The following is a 25,744-nucleotide window of genomic DNA, read 5'->3' on the forward strand; positions in this document are numbered from 1 at the left end:
GCCGCGTGCGTTCCTAGGGTACCTGATCTGCTGTTGGTCCCCTCCGCAGCACCCAGCGGTCGGGGGCACCGTTAAACGGCCCTCCCTGGGGGTCGTCGACGCCCCGCCGGCGCACCGGATCCTCTTCCGGGTAGAGGATATCCGTCACGATCCGGGCCATCAGGAATGCGGTCGCCAGGACATGCCCGGCCACGGCCCAGACGTAGTAGGCGGCCTCGATGTTGTGCCGGGCATCCCCGCCCGAAGTCAGCGCCCCGAGGTACATCCACACCGCCCACCAATGCAGTACTTCGAAGAACTGCCAGGCCAGGAAGTCCGCCCACCGGGGGCGGGCGAGCGCCGCCAGCGGAATCAGCCAGAGCACAAACTGGGGTGAGTAGACCTTGTTGGCCAGGATGAAGGCCGCCACGATGAGGAAGGCCAGCTGCGCCAGCCGCGGCCGGCGCTTCGCGGTGAGTGTGAGCAGCGCGATGCCCGCGCAGGCCGCGGCGAACAGGAACCAGGCCCAGAAGTTGATGGCCTCCGGCCCCGCCTCGGCCGCCCCGAGCCGGCCGGCCATCAGGTTCCACGCGAACCAGACCGAGGAAAACCCCGCCGGCCGCTCCTCGGTGTAGGTGAGGAAGTACCGCCAGCCGGTGAAGTCGGAGAGCATGAACGGCAGGTTCACGACCAGCCAGGCGGCCGCTGCGGCGCCAAAGGCCAGCAGGGCTGGCCGCAGGCGCAGCGTGCGCAGGGCCAGGACCAGCACGGCCCCCAGGATCAGCACCGGATAGAGCTTCAGCGCCGTTCCCAGCCCAATCAGCACCCCGGCCGCCACCGGCCGGTCCCGGGCGAAGGCCAGCATTCCCATAGTCGCCAGCAGCACCGCCCAGATGTCCCAGTTGATGAACACCGAGAGGATCATCGCGGGCGCCACCGCCACCATGGCAGCATCCCACGGCCTGCGGTTGGTCATGCGCAGGGTGGCCATCACGGTCGCCAGCCACGCCAGGACGGCCAGGGCCGCGTTGAGGTCGAAGTAGGCCAGGGCGCGGGCGGCCGGATCGCCACCGGCGGGTACCAGCAGCGCGGCGCCGCCGGCCAGCAGCCCCAGCAGCACCGGGTATTCAAAAACACTGCCCGGGGTGAGGAACGGAACGACACCTTCAGACAGGGAGCGCGATTCGAACAGGACCGGCCAGTCCGAGTAGCACGCGGCGTAGAAATGGCCGGGAACACTCCAGCCGCCGCTGCGGCAGGGGGTCTTCACCAGGACGGCCATCACCGCGGCGGCAGTGGTCAGGAGAATCAGCACCCGCGCGATGGTGAAAAATCCCGGGCTGACGATGCCCGGAGCAGTGTGCCGGCCAAGCGGGCCACCCACGCCCGCAGTGAGTTTTTTCAGCAGTGGATCATTGCGGCTGGGCACCACAATCCGCAGCGGCCGGCGACGGGATCTGGGCTCCATCGCTACAGTATGACGCGTAAGACCGTGGTCACGGACACGGCGGCATGGGGCCGCTCACAGGTTGCACCGGATGTGAGGCAGTAGACTAGGCCGACTTTGCCGTCGCTGAGACGGCTGACACATTTAGACATTCTTCAAAGGAGAACCGTGGCACAGAACCCCATTCGGGTCGCAATAGTTGGCGTCGGAAACTGCGCAGCGTCGCTGGTCCAGGGCGTGCAGTACTACCGCGACGCCGACCCGGACCTGATCGTCCCCGGCCTGATGCACGTGAAATTCGGGAACTACCACGTCAACGATGTGCAGTTCGTGGCGGCCTTCGACGTCGACGGCAAGAAGGTCGGCCTGGACCTGGCCGAGGCCATCGGGGCGAGCGAGAACAACACCATCAAGATCGCCGATGTCCCGGCCACGGGCATCACCGTGCAGCGCGGCCACACGCTGGACGGCCTCGGCAAGTACTACCGCGAAACCATCGAGGAATCCCCCGCAGCACCCGTGGACATCGTTGAGGTCCTCAGGGCCGAGGCCGTCGATGTCATGGTCTGCTACCTGCCGGTCGGCTCGGAGCAGGCAGCGAAGTTCTATGCCCAGTGCGCCATCGACGCCGGCGTCGCCTTCGTGAACGCCCTGCCGGTGTTCATCGCCGGCACCAAGGAGTGGGCGGACAAGTTCACCGCCGCCGGCGTGCCCATCATCGGCGATGACATCAAGAGCCAGATCGGCGCCACCATCACGCACCGCGTGATGGCGAAGCTGTTCGAGGACCGCGGCGTCATCCTGGACCGCACCTACCAGCTCAACGTGGGCGGGAACATGGACTTCAAGAACATGCTCGAGCGCGAGCGTCTTGAGTCCAAGAAGATCTCCAAGACCCAGGCCGTCACCTCCAACACCTCCGCCGACCTGAAGGCCGACGACGTGCACATCGGCCCGTCGGACTACGTCGCCTGGCTGGATGACCGCAAATGGGCCTTCGTCCGCCTGGAGGGCCGCAACTTCGGCGACGCGCCGGTGTCGCTGGAATACAAGCTCGAGGTCTGGGACTCCCCCAACTCCGCCGGCGTGATCATCGACGCCATCCGTGCCGCCAAGATCGCCCTGGACCGCGGTGTCGGCGGACCGATCCTCTCGGCCTCGAGCTACTTCATGAAGTCTCCGCCGGAGCAGTACAACGACGACCTCGCCAAGGAAAAGGTGGAGCAGTTCATCCGCGGCGAGGTGGAGCGCTAACCAGGCCGACCCCGCACTCCGCAGGACCTGCCCCTAGGACAGGCCCTGCGGGGTGCCGTCCGGGGAGACGTCCATGGCCAGCGCGGCCGGCGTCTTCGGCAGTCCGGGCATGGTCATCACGGCACCGGTGAGTGCGACGACGAACCCGGCCCCGGTTTTCAGGATCAGGTCCCGCACGTGCAGGGTGAAGCCGGTGGGCGCTCCGAGCAGCGCGGCGTCGTCGGAGAACGAGTACTGCGTCTTGGCCATGCACACCGGCAGCGAATCCCAGCCGCCGGCGGTGATCTCCGCCAGCCGGCGCAGCGCCTGGGGTGAGAATTCGACGTCGTCGGCGCCGTAGATCTCCCGGGCCACCGTGCGGATCTTCTCGGCCACGGGCAGCTCCAGCGGATACAGGTGGTGGAAGTCCACCGGCTCCTGGAGCGCAGCCAGGACCAGGGCGGCCAGCTCGTCGCCGCCGGGCCCGCCGCCGCCCTGGGCCCAGACATCGGCGGCGGCTGCCTGCACCCCCTGCGTGCGGCACCACCGCAGCAGCCAGTCCAACTCGTCCTGGGTATCGGTGGGGAACCGGTTGACGGCCACCACCGGTTCCACGCCGAATTTCCGGATGTTTCCGATGTGCCGGCCCAGGTTCGCGGTTCCGGCCTCGAGTGCGGCGGGGTCCGGGCGCCCCAGTTCGGTCCGCGGCACCCCGCCGTGCATTTTGAGCGCCCGGATGGTGGCCACGAGGACGACGGCGTCCGGGGCCACGTCAGCTGCCCGCGCCTTGATGTCCATGTACTTTTCCGCGCCCAGGTCAGCACCGAAACCCGCCTCGGTGACCACCACGTCAGCGACATTGCGGGCCAGCTCGGTGGCGATCACCGAGTTGCAGCCATGGGCGATGTTCGCGAACGGCCCGCCGTGGACCAGCGCCGGCGTCCCGGCCAGGGTCTGGACGAGGTTCGGCTTGATCGCGTCCTTGAGCAACAGGGTCAGCGCGCCCTCGATGCCCAGGTCCGCCACCGTGACCGGCCGCCGGTCGTAGGTGTATCCCACGGTGATCCGGGCGAGCCGGGCCTTGAGATCGGCGAGGTCCCGGGCCAGGCAGAACACAGCCATGATCTCCGAAGCCACCGTGATGTCGAAGCCGTCCTGGCGCGGCGTGCCCTGGGTCGGTCCACCGAGGCCGATCACGATGTCCCGCAGCGAGCGGTCGTTCATGTCCATGACCCGGCGGAAGGTGATGCGGCGAGGATCAATGCCCAGCAGGTTGCCCTGGTAGATATGGTTGTCCAGCAGCGCGGTCAGGGCGTTGTTGGCCGTGGTGATGGCATGGAAGTCGCCGGTGAAGTGCAGGTTGATGTCCTCCATCGGCACCACCTGGGAGTAGCCGCCGCCGGCGGCCCCGCCCTTCAGGCCCAGGACCGGGCCCAAAGACGGTTCCCGCAGGGCGATGACGGTATTGACGCCGGCCTTGGCCAGGGCGTCCCCGAGCCCCACGGTGACGGTGGATTTTCCTTCCCCGGCCGGAGTGGGGCTCATGGCGGTCACCAGCACCACCTTGCCGCGGGTACTCCGCGGGGGCACCAGCAGCGGATCCACCTTGGCCTTGTGCCGGCCATACGGTTCCAGTGCTTCCTCGGGGATTCCGGCGGCGCGGGCGATTTCAGCCATGGGCCTGAGCACCGCCCGGCGGGAGATTTCCAGATCGCTGGGCATGTCGGGGGCAGTGCGCATCGATGCGTTCCTTCCGATGACCGTCGACGGCGGTTCCCCATCAACGGTGCTGAGGTGCTTAAGGTGATGCCAAGCTATCAGCGGACGGACTGTGTGGAGAACTGCTCCGCGGCCTGTCGGTAGCTTTGATTCGTTAGTTGCGCGGTCCGCTTCCAGCCAAACGCGGAGGCATGGACGGCGGCGCCGTAACCGAGTGCCCGGCGCAGCCCGGCGTCGTCGTACAGCCGCTCCAGTTCGGCGGACCACCGCGCGCTGTCGTGGCCGTCCACCAGCAGGCCGGTCCGGCCGTGGCTCACGGCCTTGGGCAGTCCGCCCACGTTGGCCGCGAGCACCGGCGTGCCGCAGGCCTGGGCCTCCAGTGCCACCAGCCCGAAGGATTCGCTGAACGAGGGTACGGCGACGACGTCGGCGGCACGGAACCAGTCCGCCAGCACGGCGGCTTCAACCGGCGGATACAGGGCAACGTGCGCGTTCAGGCCCAGGGAATCCACCAGCGGCTGCAGTTCCAGCACTTCGGAGCCGCTGCCGGCGCCCAGGATACTGATCCGCAGCGGGATGTCCGGCCGTCGTGCCTGCAGTTCCGCCGCGGCCCGGACCAGCACCTGCGGGCCCTTCATGGGCTGGATCCGCCCGGCAAAGACGATGTGGAAGACATCGTCGGGTATGCCCAGTCGGGCGCGCGCCGCGGCCGAGCCCCGGCTGGAGAACACCTGCAGGTCCACGCCGGGAGCCACCACGTCCACCGCCCGCGGATCAGCCCCGTAGAGCGATTCGAGTTCACCGGCCTCGGTGCTGGTGTTGGCGATCAGGCGGGTTGCCCCGTCGACGATCTCCTGTTCCCCGTCGATCCGCACCTGCGGCTCAAGCTTTTCGCCGGGCTGAAGCTGCAGGTTTTTGACCCGGGCCATCGTATGCATCGTGTGCACCAGGGGCAGGTTCCAGGCCCGGGACACGGCCAGCCCCGCGGTTCCGGACACCCAGTAGTGGGAGTGGATGACGTCGAAGTGGCGGTTCGCCAGGAAGGGGTGAAGGTCGGCGACGCCGGAGGCCAGTTCCGGAGCCAGGCCCGGGAGCGACTCCTTGGCGATCCTGCGCCGGGGACCCGCGTCGATGTGCCGGACGGTGACGCCGGGAGCAAGTTCCACTGCGGCGGGCTGCGCCGGATCCCACGCGCGGGTGAAGATCTCGACCTCCACGCCGGCTTTGGCCAGTTCCATTGCCACGGAACGCACATAGACGTTCATGCCGCCCGCGTCACCGGAACCCGGTTGCTCCAAGGGTGACGTGTGCAGGGAGAGCATGGCGACACGCTTTACCTGAAGCAACAACACTCCCTTCATGGCCGGCTGCTGACTTTTTCCCTACTGACTTTATAACGCCAAGGCCCGCGGCGTGGTTTCCGCCGGCCCTCCGTTGCGCGGATCACGCTGCGGCAGCACGGCGAAGAGCCCGCGCCGTACCCACTTTCCAGTACAGCGCGGGCTCCCCGGTTTTTGTTCCCCCGGCAGCAGGGGTGACCTGTCTAACGCGGGCGGTTACTCGCCCAACGAAGGGCTGCTACTTCGCGGAGTAGGTGTAGTGCGCCAGCATGTGCCGCTCCGGGCCAGCCCAGAAGTCATCCAACCTGGCTTGGTGGACCGCTTCGGCCCGGGCAAATGAAGCGTGCAGGCGGACCAGCATGCTGAACACGGAGATCCTTTCCTTTCTGGGTTTCATGGACGCCGTTGCCGTGGTGGCAACGTCCGACGGCGGGTGCTCCTGCGCCGGGTGCGTCTGGTCCGATTCGGGCAGCGGGGTGGTTTCGCACTCCCCCGCGGCCGGGAGGTGCGGGGAGGGTTCGATGGAAAGGGAGGGCAGGTTGAAATAACGCACAATAAAGCTCCGAAAGAATGGCGCGCCTGTTTTTGGGTGCGCAAAGGGAAGGTGTGGCGAAAGAAAGGAATAACCCTCAACAAAAGAGGGATCATTAAGGCAGCCGTGCCGCGTTCGAAATACGGCATACGAAATGCGCCATTCGAAACGTGCAGGTCCGGGAATAAGGTGCCCATCCTGGGCACCGTGCCCGGGATAGGGCGGAAGCCCAGTACGTCGCAGGGGTTTCCGGGATGCCTTTAGCGGGTCCCCGTAGGCGGGTCCATACCCGGCCCCCTCCAGGACCGCCAAAGCCACGGCGGCAAAGCCACCCGAGGTGACCGCGGAGCGGACCTGGGCGCTTCAATAGAGCGGGAGGACGGGCAGGACCGATGGCCTACCGGGGACTACCAGGAGGGTTCGGGACCCGGGACGGCGGGTGCGCGGTTAGTCGCGCCCGCCCATTCCGTGCGGGGCCCGGACACTGCGTCCCGGCGTGCCGGCCATCCGCCAGCCGACCGGCATCAGGGCCGGCCGTGCAGTCGAAGGGATGGACGTGATTCGCTGCGGGCAGGAAACCGTCGAGGCAGTGAGGAATGCGTGGAAGTCCATAACCCCACCTCCCTTTCATGAGTGCGTGGACTGGCGGATGATAGCCGGTGAATAAAGTTCTGCCGCCCGAAAGGCGGCTGCAGGAAAAACATACAACACCCCCGGGCACCCTGCCAAGGCCTTTGTGGAACTTTCCTTTATTTTATTCCGGACCTAATAATTCCAGCGGACAATGGCCGGGGTGTGCTTGTCCCAGCCGAGGGTGCAGACGGCAGCCGTGCCAAGGACGAAATGCCGCCCCTGGTCGGCGGGAAGTCCCAGCCAGCGGGCGGCCAGGATCCGCAGGAAGTGCCCGTGCGCCACCAGGAGCACCTTCTCCACCGGGGTCGAGTCCGGGCTGCGGTCCATCGGAGTGCCGCATCCGGCCTGTACCAGCGATACGATCCGGTCTGCCCGTTCGGCTACCTGGTCCAGCGTCTCGCCGTTGGGGACGCCGTCGTTCCAGATGATGTAGCCGGGGTTCTCGGCGCGGACCTGGGTGCTCTTGCGGCCCTCGTTGTCCCCGTAGTCCCACTCGTGGGCATAGGGCAGGATCTGCGGATGGGGATGGCCCACCAGTTCGGCGGTGCGGCGGGCACGGATCAGTGGGGAGGACAGGACGAGGTCAAAGTCGACCGCACCGATCTTTTCCTTGGCGGCGAGGGCCTGGGCTTCGCCGTCCGCGGTCAGCGGGATGTCTGTCAGGCCGGTGTAGTTTCCCTCGCGGGACCACTCGGTCTCGCCGTGGCGCAGCAGCCACAAGCGGGGCAGGCGGGTGCCTGCCGGCGTCGTATCCGGAACTGCCGGACCGAAGTCCTCAGCGTCGCTCATTTACTTCCTTCTCCTTCTCCGGACTGCTCCCCGCCCGCGGCCGGGGCCTCCCGGCTTTCAGGCTGTTCCTTCCACCAGGCGCGGAGCAGTGCGGCTGCTTCGGCGTGGGAAACGGGTCCGTTTTCCATCCGTTCCTCCAGCAGGTAGCGGTAGGCGCGGCCGACAACGGGTCCGGGCCGGATGCCCAGCAGCGCCATGATCTGTTCCCCGTCCAGGTCCGGGCGGATCGCTGCCAGCTCCTCCTGCTCGGCCAGCGCCGCGATCCGCGCCTCAAGGTCGTCGTAGGCGAAGGCCAGCCGTTCGGCCTTGCGCCGGTTCCGGGTGGTGACGTCGGAGCGGGTGAGCCGGTGCAGCCGCTGCAGCAGCTCACCGGCGTCGTTGACGTAGCGGCGGACGGCGGAGTCGGTCCACCCGGCGTCGCCGTAGCCGTAGAAGCGCATGTGCAGCTCAACGAGCCGGGAAACGGCCTTGATGGTGTCGTTGTCGAAGCGCAGTGCCTTCATCCGCTTGGCGGTGAGCTTGGACCCCACTGCGTCGTGGTGCAGGAAGCTGACCGAGCCGTTGGGCTCGAACCGGCGCGTGGCGGGCTTGCCGACGTCGTGCATCAGTGCCGCGAACCGCAGGACGAAGTCCGGGGCTGGAACATCGCCGTCGGGCCCTGTCTCGTGTCCGCAGGCCTGGCGCAGCACGGTCAGTGAGTGCTGGTAAACGTCCTTGTGCCGGTGGTGTTCGTCGATTTCCAGCTTGAGGGCAGAGACTTCCGGGAGCACATGCTCGGCCAGCCCGCTTTCCACCAGCAGGTCGATCCCGGCCCAGGGTGCCTTGCCGTTGATCAGCTTCACGAGCTCGTCGCGGACCCGTTCGGCGGAAATGATCGTGATCCGCCCGGCCATGTCCTTCATGGCCTCGAACACCTCCGGCGCCACGTCCACTTCCAGCGCGGAGGCGAAGCGGGCGGCGCGCATCATCCGCAGCGGGTCATCGGAGAACGACGTCGACGGCGCACCGGGGGTGCGCACGAGGCCCGCCTGCAGGTCCTTGGCCCCGCCAAAGGGGTCCACGAGTTCCATCGACGGCAGCCGCAGCGCCATCGCATTCATGGTGAAGTCGCGGCGGAAGAGGTCGTCTTCCAGCTTGTCGCCGAAGGCAACGGCGGGTTTGCGCGAGTCCGGGTCGTAGGCATCGGCGCGGTAGGTGGTGATTTCGATCTGGTATCCGGCCTTGCGCATCCCGATGGTGCCGAACGCGCGGCCGATTTCCCAATAGGTGTCGCACCAGCGGCGGATGACGGCGATGATGTCGTCCGGCCGGGCGTTGGTGGTGAAGTCCAGGTCCGGGGAAACCCGGCCCAGGAAGAGGTCACGCACCGGCCCGCCGACAAGGGCCAGCTCGAATCCTGCGTCCCGGAACAGCTCCCCGAGTTCACCGACGACGGAGGGCAGGGGAGTCTTCAGGGCCGAACTATCAAAAAGGTGCACCATAGTGCTTTAAGCCTGCCAGATAAAAGGGCCGAAGATGCACACCGGGCAACGCCGGAGGTGCGGACACGCCGACCATTGCCGCTTCCCCTCCGGGGTGCCGGCAGGCAGTCATCATCGCCGGACAAAGATCGTTAGAGTGGTCGTATGGCCCATCCCGTACCGAGCGCACCCAAGCGAACCCCATTGACGGCGTCAATGGGCGGCGCAGGTGCGCATCCGGTGCATGCCTCGCTGCCCACCGTGGAAGAGGTTTCCGCGGGCGGAATTGTGGTGGATGCCTCCTCATCGGAGCTGCCCGTGGCGATTATCGCCCGGCTGAACAGGGGCGGGCGGCTGGAATGGTGCCTGCCCAAGGGCCACCCGGAAAACGAGGAAGACAGCCGGGAAGCGGCGGTCCGGGAGATCGCCGAGGAAACCGGCATCGACGGCCGCATCCTGACCGCGCTGGGCAGCATTGATTATTGGTTCACGGTCAGCGGGCACCGGGTGCACAAAACGGTGCACCATTTCCTGCTGCAGGCCACCGGCGGGCAGCTGACCATCGAGAACGATCCGGACCACGAAGCCGTGGACGTCGCCTGGGTTCCGCTGGCCGAGCTCGGCAAGCGTCTTTCCTTTCCAAATGAGCGCCGCATCGCGGACCTCGCCCGCGAGATTCTTCCCCGCTACCTCTGAGTCCCTGGCCACCGGGTTTAAGCACTGCCCGGTTGGAGTGAGAGCATAGGGACACCATGGCCGAAAAGAATATTGCCCCCAGTACGGCGCGTTCCAGCGCGGTGATGGCCGCCGGAACCTTGGTTTCCCGCGTCCTTGGCCTTGTCCGCACGGCCCTGCTGGCGGTGGCCATCGGCAACACCGGCCTGGTCACTGACATCTTCAGCTCCGCGAACGTGTTGCCCAACTTCATCTACCTGCTGCTTGCCGGCGGCGTGTTCAACGCCGTCCTGGTCCCGCAGATCATCAAGGCCAGCAAGCAGCCGGACCGGGGCCGGGAGTTTGTCTCCTCGATCATGACCCTGAGCCTGCTCGGACTTGCCGTCCTGGCGTTGGCCGCCACCCTGGCCGCCCCGTGGATCCTGCGGCTGGTCACGTCCCTGAATGAATCGCAGCTTCCGCTGGGCACGATCTTTGCCTACTGGCTGTTTCCGCAGATCTTCTTCTACGGCGCCTACGCCGTCATCGGCCAGACCCTTAACGCCAACGGCCGCTTCGGTGCCTACATGTGGGCACCGGTGGTTAACAACATCATCGCCATCGCCGGCATCCTGCTGTTTATAACCCTGGTCGGAACGCAGGAGGCCAACAGCTTCTCGCCGGAGAACTGGACCTCTACGGCAACCCTGGTCCTGGCCGGCAGCACCACCCTGGGCGTGGTGCTGCAGGCGGCCGTGCTGCTGATTCCGCTGCGGAAGCTCGGCCTGGGGCTGCGGCCGTCCTTCCGTGTGCGCGGAGCCGGACTGGGGCAGACGGTCAAGGTCGCCAAGTGGACAATCATCACGATGGTGGTGGGCAACGGCGCCTACCTGGTCTACACAAAGGTCGCCACGATCGCCTCCGACGCCCGTCCCACCTACGCGGCGATGAATCCGCCCGAGATCATTGCCGGGCACCTGAACCTGGAAACGGCAACCATGTTCTACATGATTCCGCACTCCGTCATCACGCTGTCCCTGGCCACGGTGCTGTTCAACCAGCTCTCCCATGCCTTCACCGAAGGCGACCTGGACGGGGTGCGCAAAACCATGTCCTCGGGGCTGCGGGCCATCGGCGTGGCGACGGTCTTCTGCTCGGCGGTCCTCGTGGTCCTGGCCGGACCCATCAGCATGTGGTTCAGCGGCGGGTCGGTCGCCTCCGCCGCAGTACAGGGCCAGGTCCTGGTGCTGCTGGCCATCAGTACGCCGTTCCTGAGCGCCACCTTCCTGATGAACCGCGCCTTCTACGCGGATGAAGACGGCAAGACCCCGATGATCATGCAGCTGATGCTCTCAGCCTTCGGGATCGCCCTGGCCATCGGCGCCGCCGCCCTGCCGGCCAATCGGATTGTCTTCGGGCTGGCCATCGCCTACTCCCTCGGCAACCTTGCCAGCGTGCTGGTCAGCCACATCTTCCTGACCCGGAAACTGGGCGGCTACGGTGCCGGTGAAATCTTTGACGCCCATGTCCGCATGGCCATTGCCGCCCTCGGCTCCGCCGCCCTGGGCTCCGCTGCCCTTGGCCTGCTCGGCGGGTACTCCGCGGACGGCTTTGCCTGGCAGTCCCTGGTCGGCTCGCTTGTCTCCCTGGTGGTCTGCGGATCGCTGATGGCGGTTTCCTACTTCTATATGCTCCGCCTCCTGCGGGTCCAGGAGCTGGATGCCTTCCTCGCCCCGCTCGTCGCGAAACTGCGCCGCTGACCGGCGCCGCCAACTCCGGGTTTGCCAATCCGCGCAGGTAGCATGGGTAATAAGCGGGCGATTCAGTCTCGTCACCAAACACAGCAGGATAGCCAGCAGTCAACAAAAACGCAGTACTTGCCGTTCCATGGGAGGAACACGTGCCACAGCCGGTAAACGCAGGCTCAACGCTTGGGGGCCGCTACAAAGTGACCGCCCAGGTTTTGGCATCAGCGGAAAACGACCTGGTCCTCGACGGGGTGGATCAGGTCTTGAACCGCTCCGTCAGCATCCTGCTTGCCGCTCCGGAGAACACCGACCAGGTCAGCGCCAGCGCTCGGGAGATCGCCACCGGGGAGCGTGCCAGCAACGTCCAGATCCTGGACATGGGCGTCAGCGACGGACGCACCTACCTGGTGACCAGCACTGCCAGCGCGGCAGACCTCCTGGACCTTGTCATCGAACGCGACGCCCCGTTTGTTGAACCCTTCTTCACCGACACGCTGGGCTCCGAGATCTTCGGCATGCCGCGGTCCCGGGAACCGGAAACGGTCGAGGACGACACCTACGTCGACGAACCTGCCGAGCGTGCGCCCCGCAAGCCCCTGATGTCCGGCCGTCCCCTGCCGAAACTGCCGAAGTTCAGCCGCCCGGCACCGTTGCCCGCGGCAGAAGAAGCTGCGGCGGAGCGCGACCTGGAGTTCGGCGGCGCGTCCCATGCACCGGCTGAAGCCGCCACCGGGGCAGCAAACATGCCGCCCCCGCCCGTTGTCCGCCCGCAGGACAGCGCCCCGGCCGCCGGCCAGACTCCGCGCGTCTCGCGCTGGACCGAAGACGAATACGCCCACTCCCCTGCCGGCCGGAATGCCGACACGGACACCGCTGCCGCCCCCGCCGCGCCGGTCCGGGAGGCCGGACGGCCGCCGTCGAACTTCCCCAAGTCAGCGGTCACGGCGGGCTCTCTTGCCGCAGCAGATTACGACGAGTATGAGGACGAAGACGACGACGACGCGCCCGGCGGCAACCGCACCCTGGGCCGCGTCCTGGTGGGCGCAGTACTGAGCCTGGTGCTGGTAGCCGCCGTCGTCCTGGCCGTGGTCCGGCTGGGCAGCGTCGCCGACGACCCCGCGCAGGCCGGAGCGGAGACCAGCGCAACGGCCAGCGCCCCGGCAGCGGATGCCTCCGTGGACGCGGCGCCGTCGGTGCCCTCGCCTGTTCCGGCTGGCGTTACCCGGCTGGTACCGGCAAATCCGGCCCTTGACGCTGAAAACGACGGCGCCCTGCCGCAGATCCTGGACGGCAATCCTGCCTCTTTCTGGTCGAGCTACGAATACGCCAATGACACCTTTGGCGGCTATGCCCCGAACCTGGCCCTCGTCGTCGAGCTCGAAGAGGAATCGGCGATCAATAAGATTGATATTGCCCAGCTCAACGGCACCGGCGGCAGCTTCTCCGTCCTGCTTAATGACACGCCCAGCCTCGACGGTGCGGTGCCCGTGGCCGAGAGCGGTTTCACTGGCCCCACCATCAGCATTCCGGTGCCCAAGGCCGAAGGCGGTGAGGCGCCCACCGCGAAGTACGTGATCGTGAACTTCACCCAGCTGCCGCGCCTGACCGGTCTGCCGTCCGCCTTCCCCTGGGGGCTGCGGATCGCTGAAATCGGCGTCTCCTAGCGGGACGCCCTCCGGGATCGGCCCTGCCGGGCCCGGGGGCGGCCCCTGCCGTGTGCCGGATGCGCCAGCCGGAATAAGCTGGGGGCCGTAACGGTTGTGCCCAGTGATCCGGGGGTCAGCAAAAGGGCCGGAATTGCTGCCGGATCGACAGAGTTTTCAAAATGAAAGAGGAACACCTAACCGTGAGCATCGAAACCCCCGCAGCAGCCGACGTCCGCGACGTCATCATTGTCGGTTCCGGTCCGTCCGGTTACACCGCTGCCGTCTACACCGCCCGCGCCAACCTCAAGCCGCTGCTGATCGCCAGCTCGGTCACCGCAGGTGGCGAGCTGATGAACACCACCGATGTGGAGAACTTCCCCGGCTTCCCCGAGGGCGTCATGGGTCCGGATCTGATGGCCCAGTTCGAGAAGCAGGCCGCCCGCTTCGGCACCGAGATCCTCTTCGAAGACGTGACCGCCCTGGAGCTCGACGGCGAGATCAAGAAGGTCACCATTGGCACCGGGGAGACCTTCCTGGCGCGTTCAGTGATCATCTCCACCGGATCGGCCTACCGCGAGCTGGGCCTGGACGATGAGAAGCGGCTGTCAGGCCGCGGCGTCAGCTGGTGTGCAACCTGCGACGGCTTCTTCTTCAAGGGCCAGGACATCGCCGTCATCGGCGGCGGCGACTCGGCCCTGGAAGAGGCCCTGTTCCTGACGAAGTTCGCCGCCAGCGTCACCGTGGTGCACCGCCGCAGCACGCTGCGCGCTTCGAAGATCATGCAGGACCGCGCACTGTCCCACGAGAAGATCCGCTTCGTCTGGGATTCCGAGGTTGTCGGCATCCACGGCGAGGACAAGGTCACCGGCCTGCGCCTGCGCAACACGGTCGACGGTTCCGAGTCAGATCTTGACGTGACCGGCGTGTTCGTCGCGATCGGCAACGATCCGCGGACCGATCTGGTCAAGGACCAGCTGGAGCTGACCAGCGAAGGCACCATCGCCGTCGCCGGCCGCACCTCCAAGACCTCCCTGCCCGGCGTCTTCGCCGCCGGAGACGTCATCGACCCGACCTACCGCCAGGCGATCACCGCCTCGGGTTCGGGCTGCGTTGCCGCGATCGACGTCGAGCACTACCTGGCCGATCTGGGAGACGCCGTGCCGACCGCCGCCGAGGTTCCCACCCCGCCGGCCGAGGCCGTCTCCGAAAACGCCGTCCTCTAAAGTTCAGAACCTGTTAGGAGCAACAACATGAGCAACGCAAAAGATGTCACCGACGCTTCATTCGGTGCCGATGTCCTCACCGCCGACAAGCCCGTCATTGTGGACTTCTGGGCCGAGTGGTGCGGCCCGTGCCGCATGCTCTCCCCCATTCTGGACGACATCGCCGCGCAGTACGCGGACAAGGTGGATGTCGTGAAGGTAAACGTGGACGACAATCCGGCGATTGCCGCCAAATACGGCATCACCTCGATTCCCGCCGTCTACGTCTTCCAGGGCGGTGAAGTCGCTGCCACCTCCATCGGCGCCAAGCCCAAGCAGGTCCTGGAACAGGAATTCGCGGCCTTCCTGAAGTAGGCCATTGACCATGCACCCGGCAGGAGAAACCCTGCGGAGGATGGATGCCAGCCGGCGTGTGGTGACGCTTCGTGAAGCGTTGCTGCGCGCCGGCATCACCATGTCGTATCTGGCCCCGGACTCCGTTAACGACCCCACGGTTTTTGACGACCATGTAGACGCTGCCGTGCGCTCCTTCCAGCAGAGCCGCGGCCTCATTGTCGACGGCGCCGCCGGTCCCGACACCATGCGCGCGCTGGCCGAAGCGCAGTACCGGTTCGGGGACCGCACGCTCGCCTTTGTCGAGGGTGCTCCTCCCGCGCGCGGGGACGACGTCGCCGAACTGCAGCGGCACCTGTCCCACCTCGGTTTCTACTACGGCCACATCGACGGCGAGTTCAATGTGCGCACCCGCTATGCCGTTGCGGAGCTGCAGCAGAACCTGGGCATCCCCGGCACCGGGGTCTGTGATCCCGACACCATGCGTGCCATGTCCCGGGTCAACAGGGCCATCACCCCCAGCCAGGCCTTTGCGCTGCGCGATTACGAGCGGCTGGACCGCTCCACTGCCGCGCTTCGCGGCCGGCTGATCGCGCTGAGCACTGGTAAGTCCACGACGGCGTCTCCGCACGCCGTTGAGCGCCTGACCTCCCGTTCCCTGACCGAAGAGCTGGTCGCCGGCGATATCGCGGCACGCGTGGAACGGATCCTGCGTGAGTTCGGCGCGGGCGTGGTCACCGGAGCCTCCGGGTTCTCCCGCGGCACGGACGGCCGCGATGCGGTCCCCAGCCTCCGCCTGGACCTGCACTGTGACTGGCTCGACCAGCAGGCAGCCTCCGGCATTGCAGCCTTCTATTGGGGGCTTCCGGGAACCAGTGTGCCCCGCTCACCGATCGGCCACCGCGCCGCGATCCTGCTGATGAAGGAACTGGCGGTGCGCACCGGTATGGACAGCCTGGGCGTCCACGGCCGGACCTGGGACACCCTGAAGCTTTCCGGTATTCCCTCGGTGGGCCTGGATCTGGGGTACCTGAGTAACCGCGACGATGCTGAACGGCTGGCTGACCCGGTGTTCCGGCAGACCGTTGCCGACTCCATCGTGATCGGCATCCAGCGCCTCTACCTGCTTGAGGAGGAAGACCAGCCCACGGGCACCCTTGCCCTGGACGATGTCTCCCGCTTCAATCCCGTCGACGAGCCCGCAGAACAGCGGGTGGGCGGGCTCTAGACCCCGCTCCACCGCACGGCACGGCGACGGCGGCATCCCGAACAGGGGTGCCGCCGTCGCCGTTTTTCGTGTGCCCCGGAAACGCCTGTGCCCAGCTGCCGGCAGTGCCTACTACCTATCCGCACTTTACCGGCCGGCATTTCAACAGGTGTCGCGCTGCGAGTTACCGGGCATAGAACCAGTACCAGCTACGCGTGCCGCTGCCAACCCCTTTTCCTAGCCTGAACAGGTCAATCAGGACACCAACAGCGCAGCTCCACCAGAGCGGCTGTGAAACGCATCCGGAGCTCAGGGTTCCGGCATGCGCTATGCGTCGCCGCATCCTTTAGCTCCAGGCACTGCCTGCCGCCTCGGAAGCCCCGGCCGGTGCCGAGTGCGGGTTCACCCGCTCAGGTTCCGCGGTTCTCTCGCCGTGGATTTTGGACCACAACTACAAACAGCTTTTCCAGACCAGACAAGGGGGGTCCGGCCGTGACTCTGCAGGAATCTCGAATCCATTTGCCCGAAACTGCCGCAAACAAACTGCGTGGCGCCATGCACCAACGAACGCCGGCGGGAAGCCCGGCAACCGACACTATGTTCGAATTCGACGTCGCGGTCGTGGGCATGGGTTATGTGGGGCTGCCTACGTCACTGGCATTCCGGGAAGCCGGTTATCGGGTCCTTGGAGTGGACGTCAGCGAACACCGGCTGCAGACCATCCGGGACGGACGGGCCGATCTCTTGGAGGGTGACCGCGAGCGGTTGGGCCGGGCCCTTGAGGACCCGGGCTTTGAGCTCACCTCCGATGCGGCGCGCCTGTCCAACGCGGCCGCCGTCGTCATAGCCGTGCCAACCCCCGTGGATGAATACCTGGTCCCGGACCTTTCCATCCTCCGCAGCGCCTGCGCCACAGTGGTGGAGAACGCCGTCAGCGGGCAGCTCGTGGTCCTCACTTCCACCAGCTACGTGGGATGCACCAAGGACATGGTGGCGCTGCCGCTGACGGCTCGGGGACTGCTGCCCGGCCTGGATGTCCACGTGGCCTTCAGTCCCGAGCGCATCAACCCCGGCGTGGATGACTTCAGCCAGGAAGAGGTACCGCGCGTTGTCGGCGGCATCACGGAGGCCTGTGGCCAGCGCGCTGAAGTGTTGCTGGCCAAGTACGTTCCCAAGGTCCATCTGGTACCGACGGCAGAAGCCGCTGAAATGACCAAGCTTCTGGAGAACACCTTCCGCGCAGTGAACATCGCGCTGGCGAATGAGTTCGCCGACATCTGTGGAACGTTGAACATCTCGGTCATGGATGTCATCGATGCCGCGGACACCAAGCCCTTTGGCTTCATGCGCTTCAACCCCGGCCCCGGCGTCGGCGGGCACTGCATTCCCTGCGACCCGCACTACCTGCTCTGGCAGCTGCGCCGCAACCGGATGAATGCACCGGTAATCGAACAGGCCATGCAGGATATCGCCGCCCGGCCGCGCCGGGTGGTGGACCGGTCCCGGAAGCTCCTCTCCGACCGTGACCAGGGCCTGGCCGGTGCCCGCGTGCTGCTGGCCGGCGTGGCCTATAAGCCGGATGTGGAGGACGTGCGTGAGTCGCCCGCGCTGGAGATCATTGCCGGGCTTGCGGCCGAAGGCGCCACGGTGGGCTACATCGATCCCTTGATCAGCCGTATCAGCAGCAAGGGCATCGAACTTGACTCGGTGACCGATCCGGCAGGCTTTGCGCCCGATCTGGTCATCATGCACACCTCACACGCCGGATTCGACCTTGGCTGGCTGGACGCAGTCCCCACCGTGCTCGACACCACGTACAAACTCCCGGCAGCGCCCAACACCATCCAGCTCTGATCTCTGAGCACCCACCACTTACCCGTAGGGAAAACGAAAACCATGAAAACAGCTATCACCGGCGGCGCCGGTTTCATCGGCAGCCACCTGACCGAATACCTCCTTGCAGCCGGCGACGAAGTCGCGGTGCTTGATGACCTTTCCACCGGTTCCCTGGACAACCTCCAGGAAGCGTTCAAAAACCCCAACTTCCGTTTCGTTGAGGGCACAATCCTGGACCGGGCCGCCGTCGACAGCGTTGTGGCCGGAGCGGACCGTGTGTTTCACCTGGCCGCCGCCGTGGGCGTCAAGCTCATCGTCGAAGACCCCCTGACCAGCCTCCGGACCAACATCCACGGCACCGAGGTGGTCCTCGATGCCACCCTGGCCGCCGGTGCCGTGCTGCTTCTGGCATCCACATCGGAGGTGTACGGCAAGAACACCTCCGATGCGCTTTCCGAAGAGTCCGACCGCATCCTGGGGTCGGCCCTGAAATCACGCTGGACCTATGCCGCAGCCAAGGGCATCGATGAAGCCTTTGCCTACGCCTATTGGAAGGAATACGGGCTGCGTGCGGCCATCGTCCGCCTCTTCAACACCGTCGGGCCGCGGCAGACGGGCCGCTACGGGATGGTGGTGCCAAACCTGGTGGGCCAGGCTCAGCGCGGCGAGGCGCTGACGGTATTTGGGGACGGCCGGCAGACGCGCTGCTTCTCCTATGTCGCTGACGTGGTGCCGGCACTTGTGAAGATCGCGGAGAACACCGAGGCCTACGGCAAGGCCTTCAATCTGGGTGGCACGAACGAGATCTCCATCCTCGACCTCGCCGAGCGCATCGTGGAACTGTTGGACAGCCCCAGCACCATCAGCCTGGTGCCGTACGAGCAGGCCTACGCGCCCGGATACGAGGACATGCGGCGCCGGGTGCCGGACAACACCAAAGCCCGCGAACTGGTGGGATTCAACCCCAAGACCACGATCGACCAGATCATCGCCAATGTTGCCCAAGGAACACCCGCTGGAATGGTCAGGAGCAGCAGTTCGCCCGAACTCGCCGGGGCCTGATCCGGCCCGCACCCTTTGAGCTGACGAACCGATCCGACCAGAAAGCACGTGACCATGGGCACCACAGACGACGCCTCCGGGCCTCAACCTCCGCTTCCGCTCCACCCGCACCGGAAACCCCGGCGGTCCCTGCAGAGGATCGCTGCTCTCCTGGTACTGGCATTGCCTACCGCCTTCCTGCTCTTTGGCGGGCAGTGGTTGGCTGCGGCAGGGCTGGGACCGGCTGATACCGACACCCGGATCGTGACGGGGACGGCCGACCTCAGCAAGATGGAGGCGGAGAAGGCCGAGACACTGGCGCGTGAGGCGGCGGCGGCTGAACGGCGTGCCGCCGCCGCCGTCAAGGTTCCCGAATACGTTCCTCCCGCCGCCTTTCCCGTCGTCCCCGGCCAGACGGTTGTCTCCCTGACCTTCGACGACGGGTTCAGCGGGCAGGCCAGGGCAGCGGAAATCATGTCGGCCGCTGGCATGGACGGGACTTTTTACCTAAACTCCGGACTCATTGATGAGAAGGGGTCCGTGACCCTCCGGCAGGCAAAAAACATGGCCCTTGCCGGCCACGAAATAGCCGGCCATACCTTTTCCCACCCCGACATTGCCACTCTTGACGTTAGCGAAGCTGAACGGGAGATCTGCCAGGACCGGGCAAACCTGCTCTCCCTTGGTTTCCAGGTCACCAACTTTGCGTATCCCTTCGCATCCGGTTCCACGGTCGCATCACTCGTCGAAGGTTGCGGTTACAACAGTGCCCGGGGACTGGGTGGAACCCTGGATGAAACCACCTGCATAGGCTGTCCGCCCGTTGAATCGTTGGCTCCTGCCGAGCCGTTCCTGCTGAAGGCGCCCTCCCAGGTGGAGCGTGACTGGACGCTCCAGGATCTACAGGACGCAGTGACCGCCGCGGACGGGACCGGTGGCTGGGTGATGCTGACCTTCCACGGGATGTGCCCCTACCAGTGCGAGTGGATTGATATTGATGAAGCCCTGTTCAAGGAGTTTGTCGCCTGGCTCGAGAACCGGACCAAAACCACCAACACCGTGGTCCGGTCGGTTCAGGACGTCATCGGCGGGCCAAAAGCGGCGCCGGTCACGGCACCGCAGCCCGCGGTCGTTGCCCGGGGCGAAAACGGCATTAAGAACGCCGACCTGGAGCAGTGGTCCGGGGACGTGCCGGTGTGCTGGGCGCAAGCAGACTACGGCACCAACAAGGCCGAATTCGGCCGGGCAACGGGCAACCAGAAAAGTACTGGCTCCACTATTACGGTCACCAAACACCGGGACGGTGATGCCAAGATCATTCCGAAGCGGGACTTGGGTACCTGTGCACCGCAGGTCGCTGCCGGCCACCGTTACTCTCTCCGCCTCTGGTATTCCTCGGACACCCGAACCCAGTTCAGCGTCCATTACCGGGACAGCTCGGGTGCCTGGCACTTCTGGGTGGCCAGTCCTTTCCTGGACCCCAGCAGCGAGCTGGTAGCGGCCGAATGGACCACGCCGCCGGTTCCGGACGGTGCCACAGCACTGAGCTTCGGTCTGGCGCTGACCTCCGACGGAACAGTTGTCACCGACGACTACGGTCTCTATGACGTCGAAGGTGCACCTCCGGCACCAGGACCCAGCCGGCTTCCGACACCGGCGGCCCTCCCCGGCCATGAAGACGGCATCGAATGACCATCCAGCAGAGGCGGCGCCCGCGGGCCGGAGGGAAGGGCCTCATCGTTTCGACGGTCTTGGCCCTCGGGTTGATGGGTGCCGCCTGCGCACCCCAAAGCGGCCAAGGCGCCGCGGCTGAGGACGACCCGGAGTATCCCTGGCACACGGACATCACGGCCACCACCTTTTGGGTCGGGGAGATCCACGACCCGGACGCAGTGGATGGCAGCCAGGTGCAGTCGGCCTACGACAGCTTCTGGCTGGAGAGCTACGGCGGCTGCGACGGACAGTTGGTCGAAGGGGTTTGCCAGACCGAGGAACGGTTCGAAGCCGACAGCTGGCTTCCCGGCAACATGACACCGAAGGAAAACCCGTTCTATCTGGACCTGCCGTTTGACGACGTTAACAATCCCCGTGCGTTTGCCATGCGGGGCGATGTCATTCCGTGGGCCGGCAAGCCCGGCTACGCGGGGCGGGAAACGGACAAGTCCTTCAGTTACATGAAGAACCGCTGGGTCCGGATAACCAAAGGCGACCGCGAATGCTACGGCCAGATCCAGGATGCGGGACCCTCGATCTACGACGACGACGCCTATGTGTTCGGTACCGATGACACTCGTCCCGCGAACACCCGGTTCAATGGGGCCGGCATGGACGTGTCTCCGGCATTGAACGGTTGCTTGGGTTTCAGCTCCCTCAACGGCGCCACTGACCGGGTCAACTGGCAGTTCGTTGACGACGAGGACGTTCCGGACGGGCCATGGCTTGAAATAGTCACCACCCGCCAGGTCCAGCACGGTTAGCACCATCAACAACTTCAATACCTTCTGGGGGTAGGAAAAATGGAACCATGGACCATATTGGTCATCGGGCTGTTGATACTTGGTATCAGCACGCCCCTCTGGACTACGGTCGGACTGCTGCGCCGCATCGGGGAACTGCAGAACGCGAGCTCCCCTCGCCACCTGGCCCGACGCGCTGAGAACCCGGTTACGCCCAGCCAAGTGGCAGTGCTCATTGCAGCACATAACGAGGAGCTGGTGATTTCAGAGACGATAGCCTCGGCGCTGATGCTGGTTCCCGCCGGCAACATCCACGTCGTCTCGGACGGATCCAGCGACAACACCGCAGACATCGCCAACGCCGCAGGCGTGAACTGCCTGGAGCTGTTTCCCAACCGCGGCAAGGCCGGTGCACTGGCCGCCGGCATCGAGTACTTCGATCTGGTCAACAACTATGAAGTGATGCTGCTGCTGGACGCCGATACCCGTCTGACACCGGATTACCTGAAAACGGGCCTGCCGCTGTTTACCGCCCCCGACGTCGTTGCCGTGGCCGGACGCGCGAAGTCACTGCCGGATCGGGGGCGGCGCAATCCGGTGGCACGGATTCTCCTGACCTACCGGGAACGGCTCTACACTGCCGTCCAGCTGCTGCTCAAATACGGGCAGGCCTCAGGGCCGGCCAATGTCGTAAACATCGTTCCGGGCTTTGCCAGCATGTACCGGACCCGGATCCTTCCTGAGATCGATGTCGCTGCCCCCGGCCTGCTCATCGAGGATTTCAATATGACCTTCGAAGTTCATGCCAAGAAGCTCGGACGCATTGAATTCCATCCATCCGCGGCCATCGCCTACACGCAGGACCCCGACAACCTCGGCGACTACGTCCGCCAAATGCGCCGCTGGCAACTGGGATTCTGGCAGACGGTCCGCCGGCACGGAATGCACCGCGGACTTTTCTGGACTGTCCTGCTCCTGCACATCGTGGAACTGATTTCGGCCAGTTTGGTATTGATCCTGGCCATCCCGATCGTCATCTTCTCCCAGCTGACGGATATCTCCCTGCTGCGGCCGCAGGATCTCCTCATAGGCGTCATGTTGCCCGATTATCTGCTCACCGTGTTTGCCGCCTGTTTCCTGCGCCGTCCGAGCATGCTCCTGTGGGGCCTGACCTACCCGCTGATGCGGCTCCTCGACTCCTTCATCTGCCTTGCCACCCTGGCCCAAGCATGGACACGCACCACCACCGGAACGTGGGCCAGCCCTACACGCAGACTGCAGCCCAGCTGACGGGACTCCCCATTCCGAAGCGCCCTCGGGCAGTTCTACAGTGGGGGCATGAACGGCGTCCGGGTCCACCTTGCGGGGCCACCTTTCCTCGAGCACGGCACGGGGAACGGACGGCAGCCGCATGGCCGCAAGGCCTGGGGGCTGCTTGCCTACCTGGTGCTGCACCACGCTCCGACCCCACGTGCCCAGCTCGCCGCCATGTTGTTCCCCGACGCAGAGGATCCGCTCGGCGCCCTCCGCTGGCACCTGTCCGATCTGCGCCGTGTCCTCGGCTCCGACGCCTCGCTGCAGGGCGACCCACTGACCCTCCAGCTCCCCCCATCATCGTGGACCGATATGGAACCCGGCACCCCACTCCCCTCAACCGGTGATCATCCATTGGCCGCGGGACTCATCGAGGGTATGGACTTCTCCGACTGCCCCGGGTTTGACTCTTGGCTGACGATTGAGCGCCATCGCCTGCGCCACCGGGTGGAGACCGCAGCCTATGAGGGCGGACTGTCCGCACTGGCCGGCGGCGACACGGCAACCGCGGTACAGCTGGCCGCCCGGGCGCTGGAGCTTGACCCCCTGAATCCTGATTTCCATGCTCTTCTGGTCCGGTCCCTGGTTGCCGCAGGCGACCGTGCCGGGGCACGGGACAGCGCCGACAGGTGCGCCGCCCTGTTTGCTGAGCAACTCGGCGCCGGATTACCCGCGGAGGTTCAGCACGCACTCGCGGCTCCGGATACCGGAATCGGCACTTTACCTGCGACGAGGGTAGCCGTGAGGTCCTATCTGGAGGCGGCCACGGCTTCGCTGGCTGCGGGTGCCACCGGTTCAGCGCTCACCCAACTCCGTGTAGCCGGCGGATTGGCCGAACGCACCGGTATCCGTGAACTTCAAGCAGAAGCCCTGCTTTCGCTGGCCGGGGCATTGATCCACGGCGCCGGAGGACGAGGAGCCGAAGTTTCAGATTTGCTGCACCGGGCAGCATCCCTGTCCCGCGGCGGACCACCCTCCCTTCAGTCCGCCGCATACCGGGAGCTCGGGTTCCTCGCCGTACAGCGGGGTTTTCCAGCCAGCGGGCTGCATTGGTTAGGGAAGGCCGAGGCCGCGGCCGCGGGTCTTGACGACGAAACGGCCAAGACGCTCGGGGTGCGCGGGATGCTGGCGACGGACACTGCGGATTACCCCACCGCGCGGAGCGCTTTGCAGGAATCGATACGACTCAGCTCCCAAACCCGGGCCGTCCGCCAAGAGGCATTCGCCCGCACGATGCTCGGACGGGTGCACCTTCTGACTGGTCAATTGCAGTCTGCGGCCCTCGAGTTGGATGCAGCTCTCACCCTTGCCGGCCGCGACCATTGGGTTGCTTTCCTCCCTCTGGCAGAAGCGCTCCGCAGCGAGGTCCATCTGCTTTCAGGACAGGATTCGATGGCTGTGGAAACGGCCGAGCATGCCACCGCGCTTGCCGCAGCATTCGGGGACAGGTGCTTCATCGACGCCGCCGCCCATGCTAAGGCAAAAGGCCTTCTAGCCGCCGGGCACATGGATGCAGCCGGATCGTGGATCCTCAGGGGCCTCGGCCGGAATCCTTGGTACCGCTGGTTCCGCGGCCGGAACCTGGAACTGGCGTGTGCTGCCGACCTTCGGGACAATCCGCAGCGGGCCCTCGGTTATGCCAGGGAGCTGGGGGAACTCTCCAGCCGGTACGGCCATGATGAGCTTACTGTCCGGGCATACTCTTTCCTGGCACTCCTGGGAGATGGTGCGGTGGGCGCCGCAATTCCCGTCCTTGCCGGGCGGATATCCAACCCCCTGCTGCATGCCGAACTCGCTCTCCGCAACCAGCTTTGACCCCCCTCTCATGGCCGCCCCCCTAGTAGTCGGTGCCGCCGGCCCTCCGCACACGCCTCCGCACACGGCTGGCACGCATGCTGTTTGCATCCGCCTCGGCAGGCGGCCCAGCCGTTCCATTGAGAGGATCGTGACACCATGAGCAATTCTTCGTCAGCCACCGTCGAAGCCGACCGAGAGCTGAAAGCCAAACACCGAGCTATGTGGGCGCAGGGCAACTACACCGCTGTTGCTACCGAGGTCATACCGAGCCTGGGCCCGATCCTCGTAGAGGCCAGCGGCGTCAGCGAGCATGACCACGTCCTGGACGTGGCAGCCGGGACCGGCAATGCCTCCCTCCCGGCAGCAATAACGGGTGCTGGGGTAACCGCGTCCGACCTAACTCCCGAACTCCTCGAATCCGGGCGACGCCTCGCAGCAGCCCAGGGCTTGAGCCTGGATTGGGTCCTCGCTGACGCCGAGGCTCTCCCCTTCGGGGACCAGACTTTCGACGTCGTCCTCTCCTGTGTTGGCGTCATGTTTGCGCCGCACCATCAGGAGGCAGCAAACGAACTGGCCAGGGTGTGCCGCACCGAGGGGAGGATCGGGCTGATCAACTGGACGCCGGATGGCTTCATAGGAAGGATGTTTGCAACGATGAAGCCCTATGCGCCGGCCCCACCGCCTGGCGCACAGCCGCCACCCTTGTGGGGTAGGCCCGATCATCTGGAAAGCCTCTTTTACGGACAGGTGGGCGATTGGCAGACCGAACGCCGTGTGTTGCACGTGGACCGCTTTCAGGATCCCGAAGACTTTCTCAGCTACTTCAAGACAAACTACGGGCCGACCATCGCCGTCTATAAGTCCCTTGCGGACACGCCGGAACGTGCGGATGCCCTTGATGAAGAACTGATGTCATTGGCTGCCGGCTTCGGCTTTGGCAGCGATGCAGGGATGGACTGGGAGTACCTGCTCGCAACAGGGCGGAGGTCCTGACTCAGTCTGGTGACGAGCCGACGAGCTTCGTCGCCCTGTCCCTCGGCCGTCGAACTTCGTTTCACGTGAAACAGGGGTCTGCAATGCTGGAGCGCAGGGGAAGATGCGGGCGCCTTCCGGCCCCAACGACGTCCGCATAACTGCCTAGCCTGGGCGGGGTCCCTGTCCAGGACGGCCGTTTCTTGCGACGTTTCACGTGAAACGCGGGCCGACCCTGAGCCATAAGGCGGTTCGGGCGAAGGGCCGGGAGCAGCACAAGGGTATGGTGGCCCACCCCGACCCATGGCGGTCCGGCCGCGCCAGGACAGCTGGCGGGAGCAGGCGACAGGAGGCGGGCAGGGGCGGGCAGGCGGCGGGCAGGCGG

General features: G+C 65.8%; 21 protein-coding genes. 14 read left to right on the forward strand and 7 right to left on the reverse strand.

The genetic code is table 11. The features are described from left to right. Window positions 1-13 precede the first annotated feature (13 nt). Window positions 14-1,447, reverse strand: a complete 1,434-nt coding sequence (locus KKR91_RS16770; RefSeq protein WP_210227158.1) for a glycosyltransferase family 87 protein — start codon at window positions 1,445-1,447, stop codon at window positions 14-16. A 147-nt stretch (window positions 1,448-1,594) separates the two neighbouring features. Here KKR91_RS16770 and KKR91_RS16775 point away from each other — a divergent pair, with 147 nt between their 5' ends. Then, complete coding sequence (locus KKR91_RS16775; RefSeq protein WP_210227157.1) at window positions 1,595-2,680, forward strand: inositol-3-phosphate synthase; 1,086 nt, start codon at window positions 1,595-1,597, stop codon at window positions 2,678-2,680. A gap of 33 nt (window positions 2,681-2,713) precedes the next feature. On the opposite strand, the gene KKR91_RS16780 is transcribed toward KKR91_RS16775, so the two are convergent. The 6 genes from KKR91_RS16780 to KKR91_RS16805 all read right to left on the reverse strand — a co-directional run bounded on the left by KKR91_RS16780 (window position 2,714) and on the right by KKR91_RS16805 (window position 9,153). Continuing rightward, entirely contained in the window at window positions 2,714-4,399 is a 1,686-nt protein-coding gene (locus KKR91_RS16780) for a formate--tetrahydrofolate ligase (protein ID WP_210227156.1), read from the reverse strand. A gap of 77 nt (window positions 4,400-4,476) precedes the next feature. After that, a complete protein-coding gene (gene mshA, locus KKR91_RS16785; RefSeq protein ID WP_420481409.1) occupies window positions 4,477-5,739 on the reverse strand; it encodes a D-inositol-3-phosphate glycosyltransferase in 1,263 nt (420 codons plus the stop codon). A 217-nt stretch (window positions 5,740-5,956) separates the two neighbouring features. Continuing rightward, window positions 5,957-6,271, reverse strand: a complete 315-nt coding sequence (locus KKR91_RS16790; protein ID WP_210227154.1) for a hypothetical protein — start codon at window positions 6,269-6,271, stop codon at window positions 5,957-5,959. Window positions 6,272-6,697: 426 nt separating this feature from the next. Next, a complete protein-coding gene (locus KKR91_RS16795; RefSeq protein ID WP_215057251.1) occupies window positions 6,698-6,862 on the reverse strand; it encodes a hypothetical protein in 165 nt (54 codons plus the stop codon). 153 nt (window positions 6,863-7,015) lie between these two features. Beyond that, window positions 7,016-7,672 (reverse strand): histidine phosphatase family protein, encoded by a 657-nt coding sequence (locus KKR91_RS16800; RefSeq protein ID WP_210227153.1) that lies wholly within the window; start codon window positions 7,670-7,672, stop codon window positions 7,016-7,018. Continuing rightward, window positions 7,669-9,153 (reverse strand): CCA tRNA nucleotidyltransferase, encoded by a 1,485-nt coding sequence (locus KKR91_RS16805; protein WP_210227151.1) that lies wholly within the window; start codon window positions 9,151-9,153, stop codon window positions 7,669-7,671. The genes KKR91_RS16800 and KKR91_RS16805 overlap by 4 nt, the downstream gene beginning before the upstream one ends. A gap of 144 nt (window positions 9,154-9,297) precedes the next feature. Between KKR91_RS16805 and KKR91_RS16810 the strand changes: the two genes are divergently transcribed. The 13 genes from KKR91_RS16810 (at window position 9,298) to KKR91_RS16870 (ending at window position 25,380) form a co-directional block, all read left to right on the forward strand. After that, window positions 9,298-9,828 (forward strand): NUDIX hydrolase, encoded by a 531-nt coding sequence (locus KKR91_RS16810; protein ID WP_210227150.1) that lies wholly within the window; start codon window positions 9,298-9,300, stop codon window positions 9,826-9,828. A gap of 56 nt (window positions 9,829-9,884) precedes the next feature. Further along, window positions 9,885-11,546, forward strand: coding sequence for a murein biosynthesis integral membrane protein MurJ (gene murJ / locus KKR91_RS16815; protein ID WP_210227149.1), 1,662 nt, complete (start codon window positions 9,885-9,887; stop codon window positions 11,544-11,546). A 188-nt stretch (window positions 11,547-11,734) separates the two neighbouring features. Further along, window positions 11,735-13,198: an ABC transporter substrate-binding protein gene (locus KKR91_RS16820; RefSeq protein WP_210227148.1), complete on the forward strand. Its 1,464-nt coding sequence runs from the start codon at window positions 11,735-11,737 to the stop codon at window positions 13,196-13,198. Between the two features lie 182 nt (window positions 13,199-13,380). After that, window positions 13,381-14,403: a thioredoxin-disulfide reductase gene (gene trxB / locus KKR91_RS16825; protein WP_237687427.1), complete on the forward strand. Its 1,023-nt coding sequence runs from the start codon at window positions 13,381-13,383 to the stop codon at window positions 14,401-14,403. A 27-nt stretch (window positions 14,404-14,430) separates the two neighbouring features. Then, window positions 14,431-14,757, forward strand: a complete 327-nt coding sequence (trxA, locus tag KKR91_RS16830) for a thioredoxin (RefSeq protein WP_104053463.1) — start codon at window positions 14,431-14,433, stop codon at window positions 14,755-14,757. 10 nt (window positions 14,758-14,767) lie between these two features. Next, window positions 14,768-15,964: a peptidoglycan-binding protein gene (locus KKR91_RS16835; RefSeq protein ID WP_210227144.1), complete on the forward strand. Its 1,197-nt coding sequence runs from the start codon at window positions 14,768-14,770 to the stop codon at window positions 15,962-15,964. A 534-nt stretch (window positions 15,965-16,498) separates the two neighbouring features. After that, the gene (locus tag KKR91_RS16840) at window positions 16,499-17,797 is read left to right on the forward strand and encodes a nucleotide sugar dehydrogenase (RefSeq protein ID WP_210227142.1); all 1,299 of its coding nucleotides are present in this window, start codon (window positions 16,499-16,501) and stop codon (window positions 17,795-17,797) included. A 42-nt stretch (window positions 17,798-17,839) separates the two neighbouring features. Continuing rightward, window positions 17,840-18,841, forward strand: coding sequence for a dTDP-glucose 4,6-dehydratase (locus KKR91_RS16845; protein WP_210227140.1), 1,002 nt, complete (start codon window positions 17,840-17,842; stop codon window positions 18,839-18,841). A 162-nt stretch (window positions 18,842-19,003) separates the two neighbouring features. Then, on the forward strand, window positions 19,004-20,512 hold the full coding sequence (locus KKR91_RS16850; protein ID WP_237687428.1) for a polysaccharide deacetylase family protein: 1,509 nt from the start codon (window positions 19,004-19,006) through the stop codon (window positions 20,510-20,512). Beyond that, complete coding sequence (locus KKR91_RS16855) at window positions 20,509-21,297, forward strand: hypothetical protein (RefSeq protein ID WP_210227138.1); 789 nt, start codon at window positions 20,509-20,511, stop codon at window positions 21,295-21,297. Before KKR91_RS16850 ends, KKR91_RS16855 begins: the two co-directional genes overlap by 4 nt. A gap of 39 nt (window positions 21,298-21,336) precedes the next feature. Continuing rightward, window positions 21,337-22,566: a glycosyltransferase family 2 protein gene (locus tag KKR91_RS16860; protein ID WP_210227137.1), complete on the forward strand. Its 1,230-nt coding sequence runs from the start codon at window positions 21,337-21,339 to the stop codon at window positions 22,564-22,566. A 48-nt stretch (window positions 22,567-22,614) separates the two neighbouring features. Then, window positions 22,615-24,405, forward strand: a complete 1,791-nt coding sequence (locus KKR91_RS16865) for an AfsR/SARP family transcriptional regulator (protein ID WP_210227135.1) — start codon at window positions 22,615-22,617, stop codon at window positions 24,403-24,405. Between the two features lie 138 nt (window positions 24,406-24,543). Continuing rightward, complete coding sequence (locus tag KKR91_RS16870) at window positions 24,544-25,380, forward strand: class I SAM-dependent methyltransferase (RefSeq protein WP_210227134.1); 837 nt, start codon at window positions 24,544-24,546, stop codon at window positions 25,378-25,380. Window positions 25,381-25,744 lie beyond the last annotated feature (364 nt).

Origin of the sequence: Arthrobacter jiangjiafuii (assembly GCF_018622995.1) — a bacterium.
GTDB lineage: Bacteria > Actinomycetota > Actinomycetes > Actinomycetales > Micrococcaceae > Arthrobacter_B > Arthrobacter_B jiangjiafuii.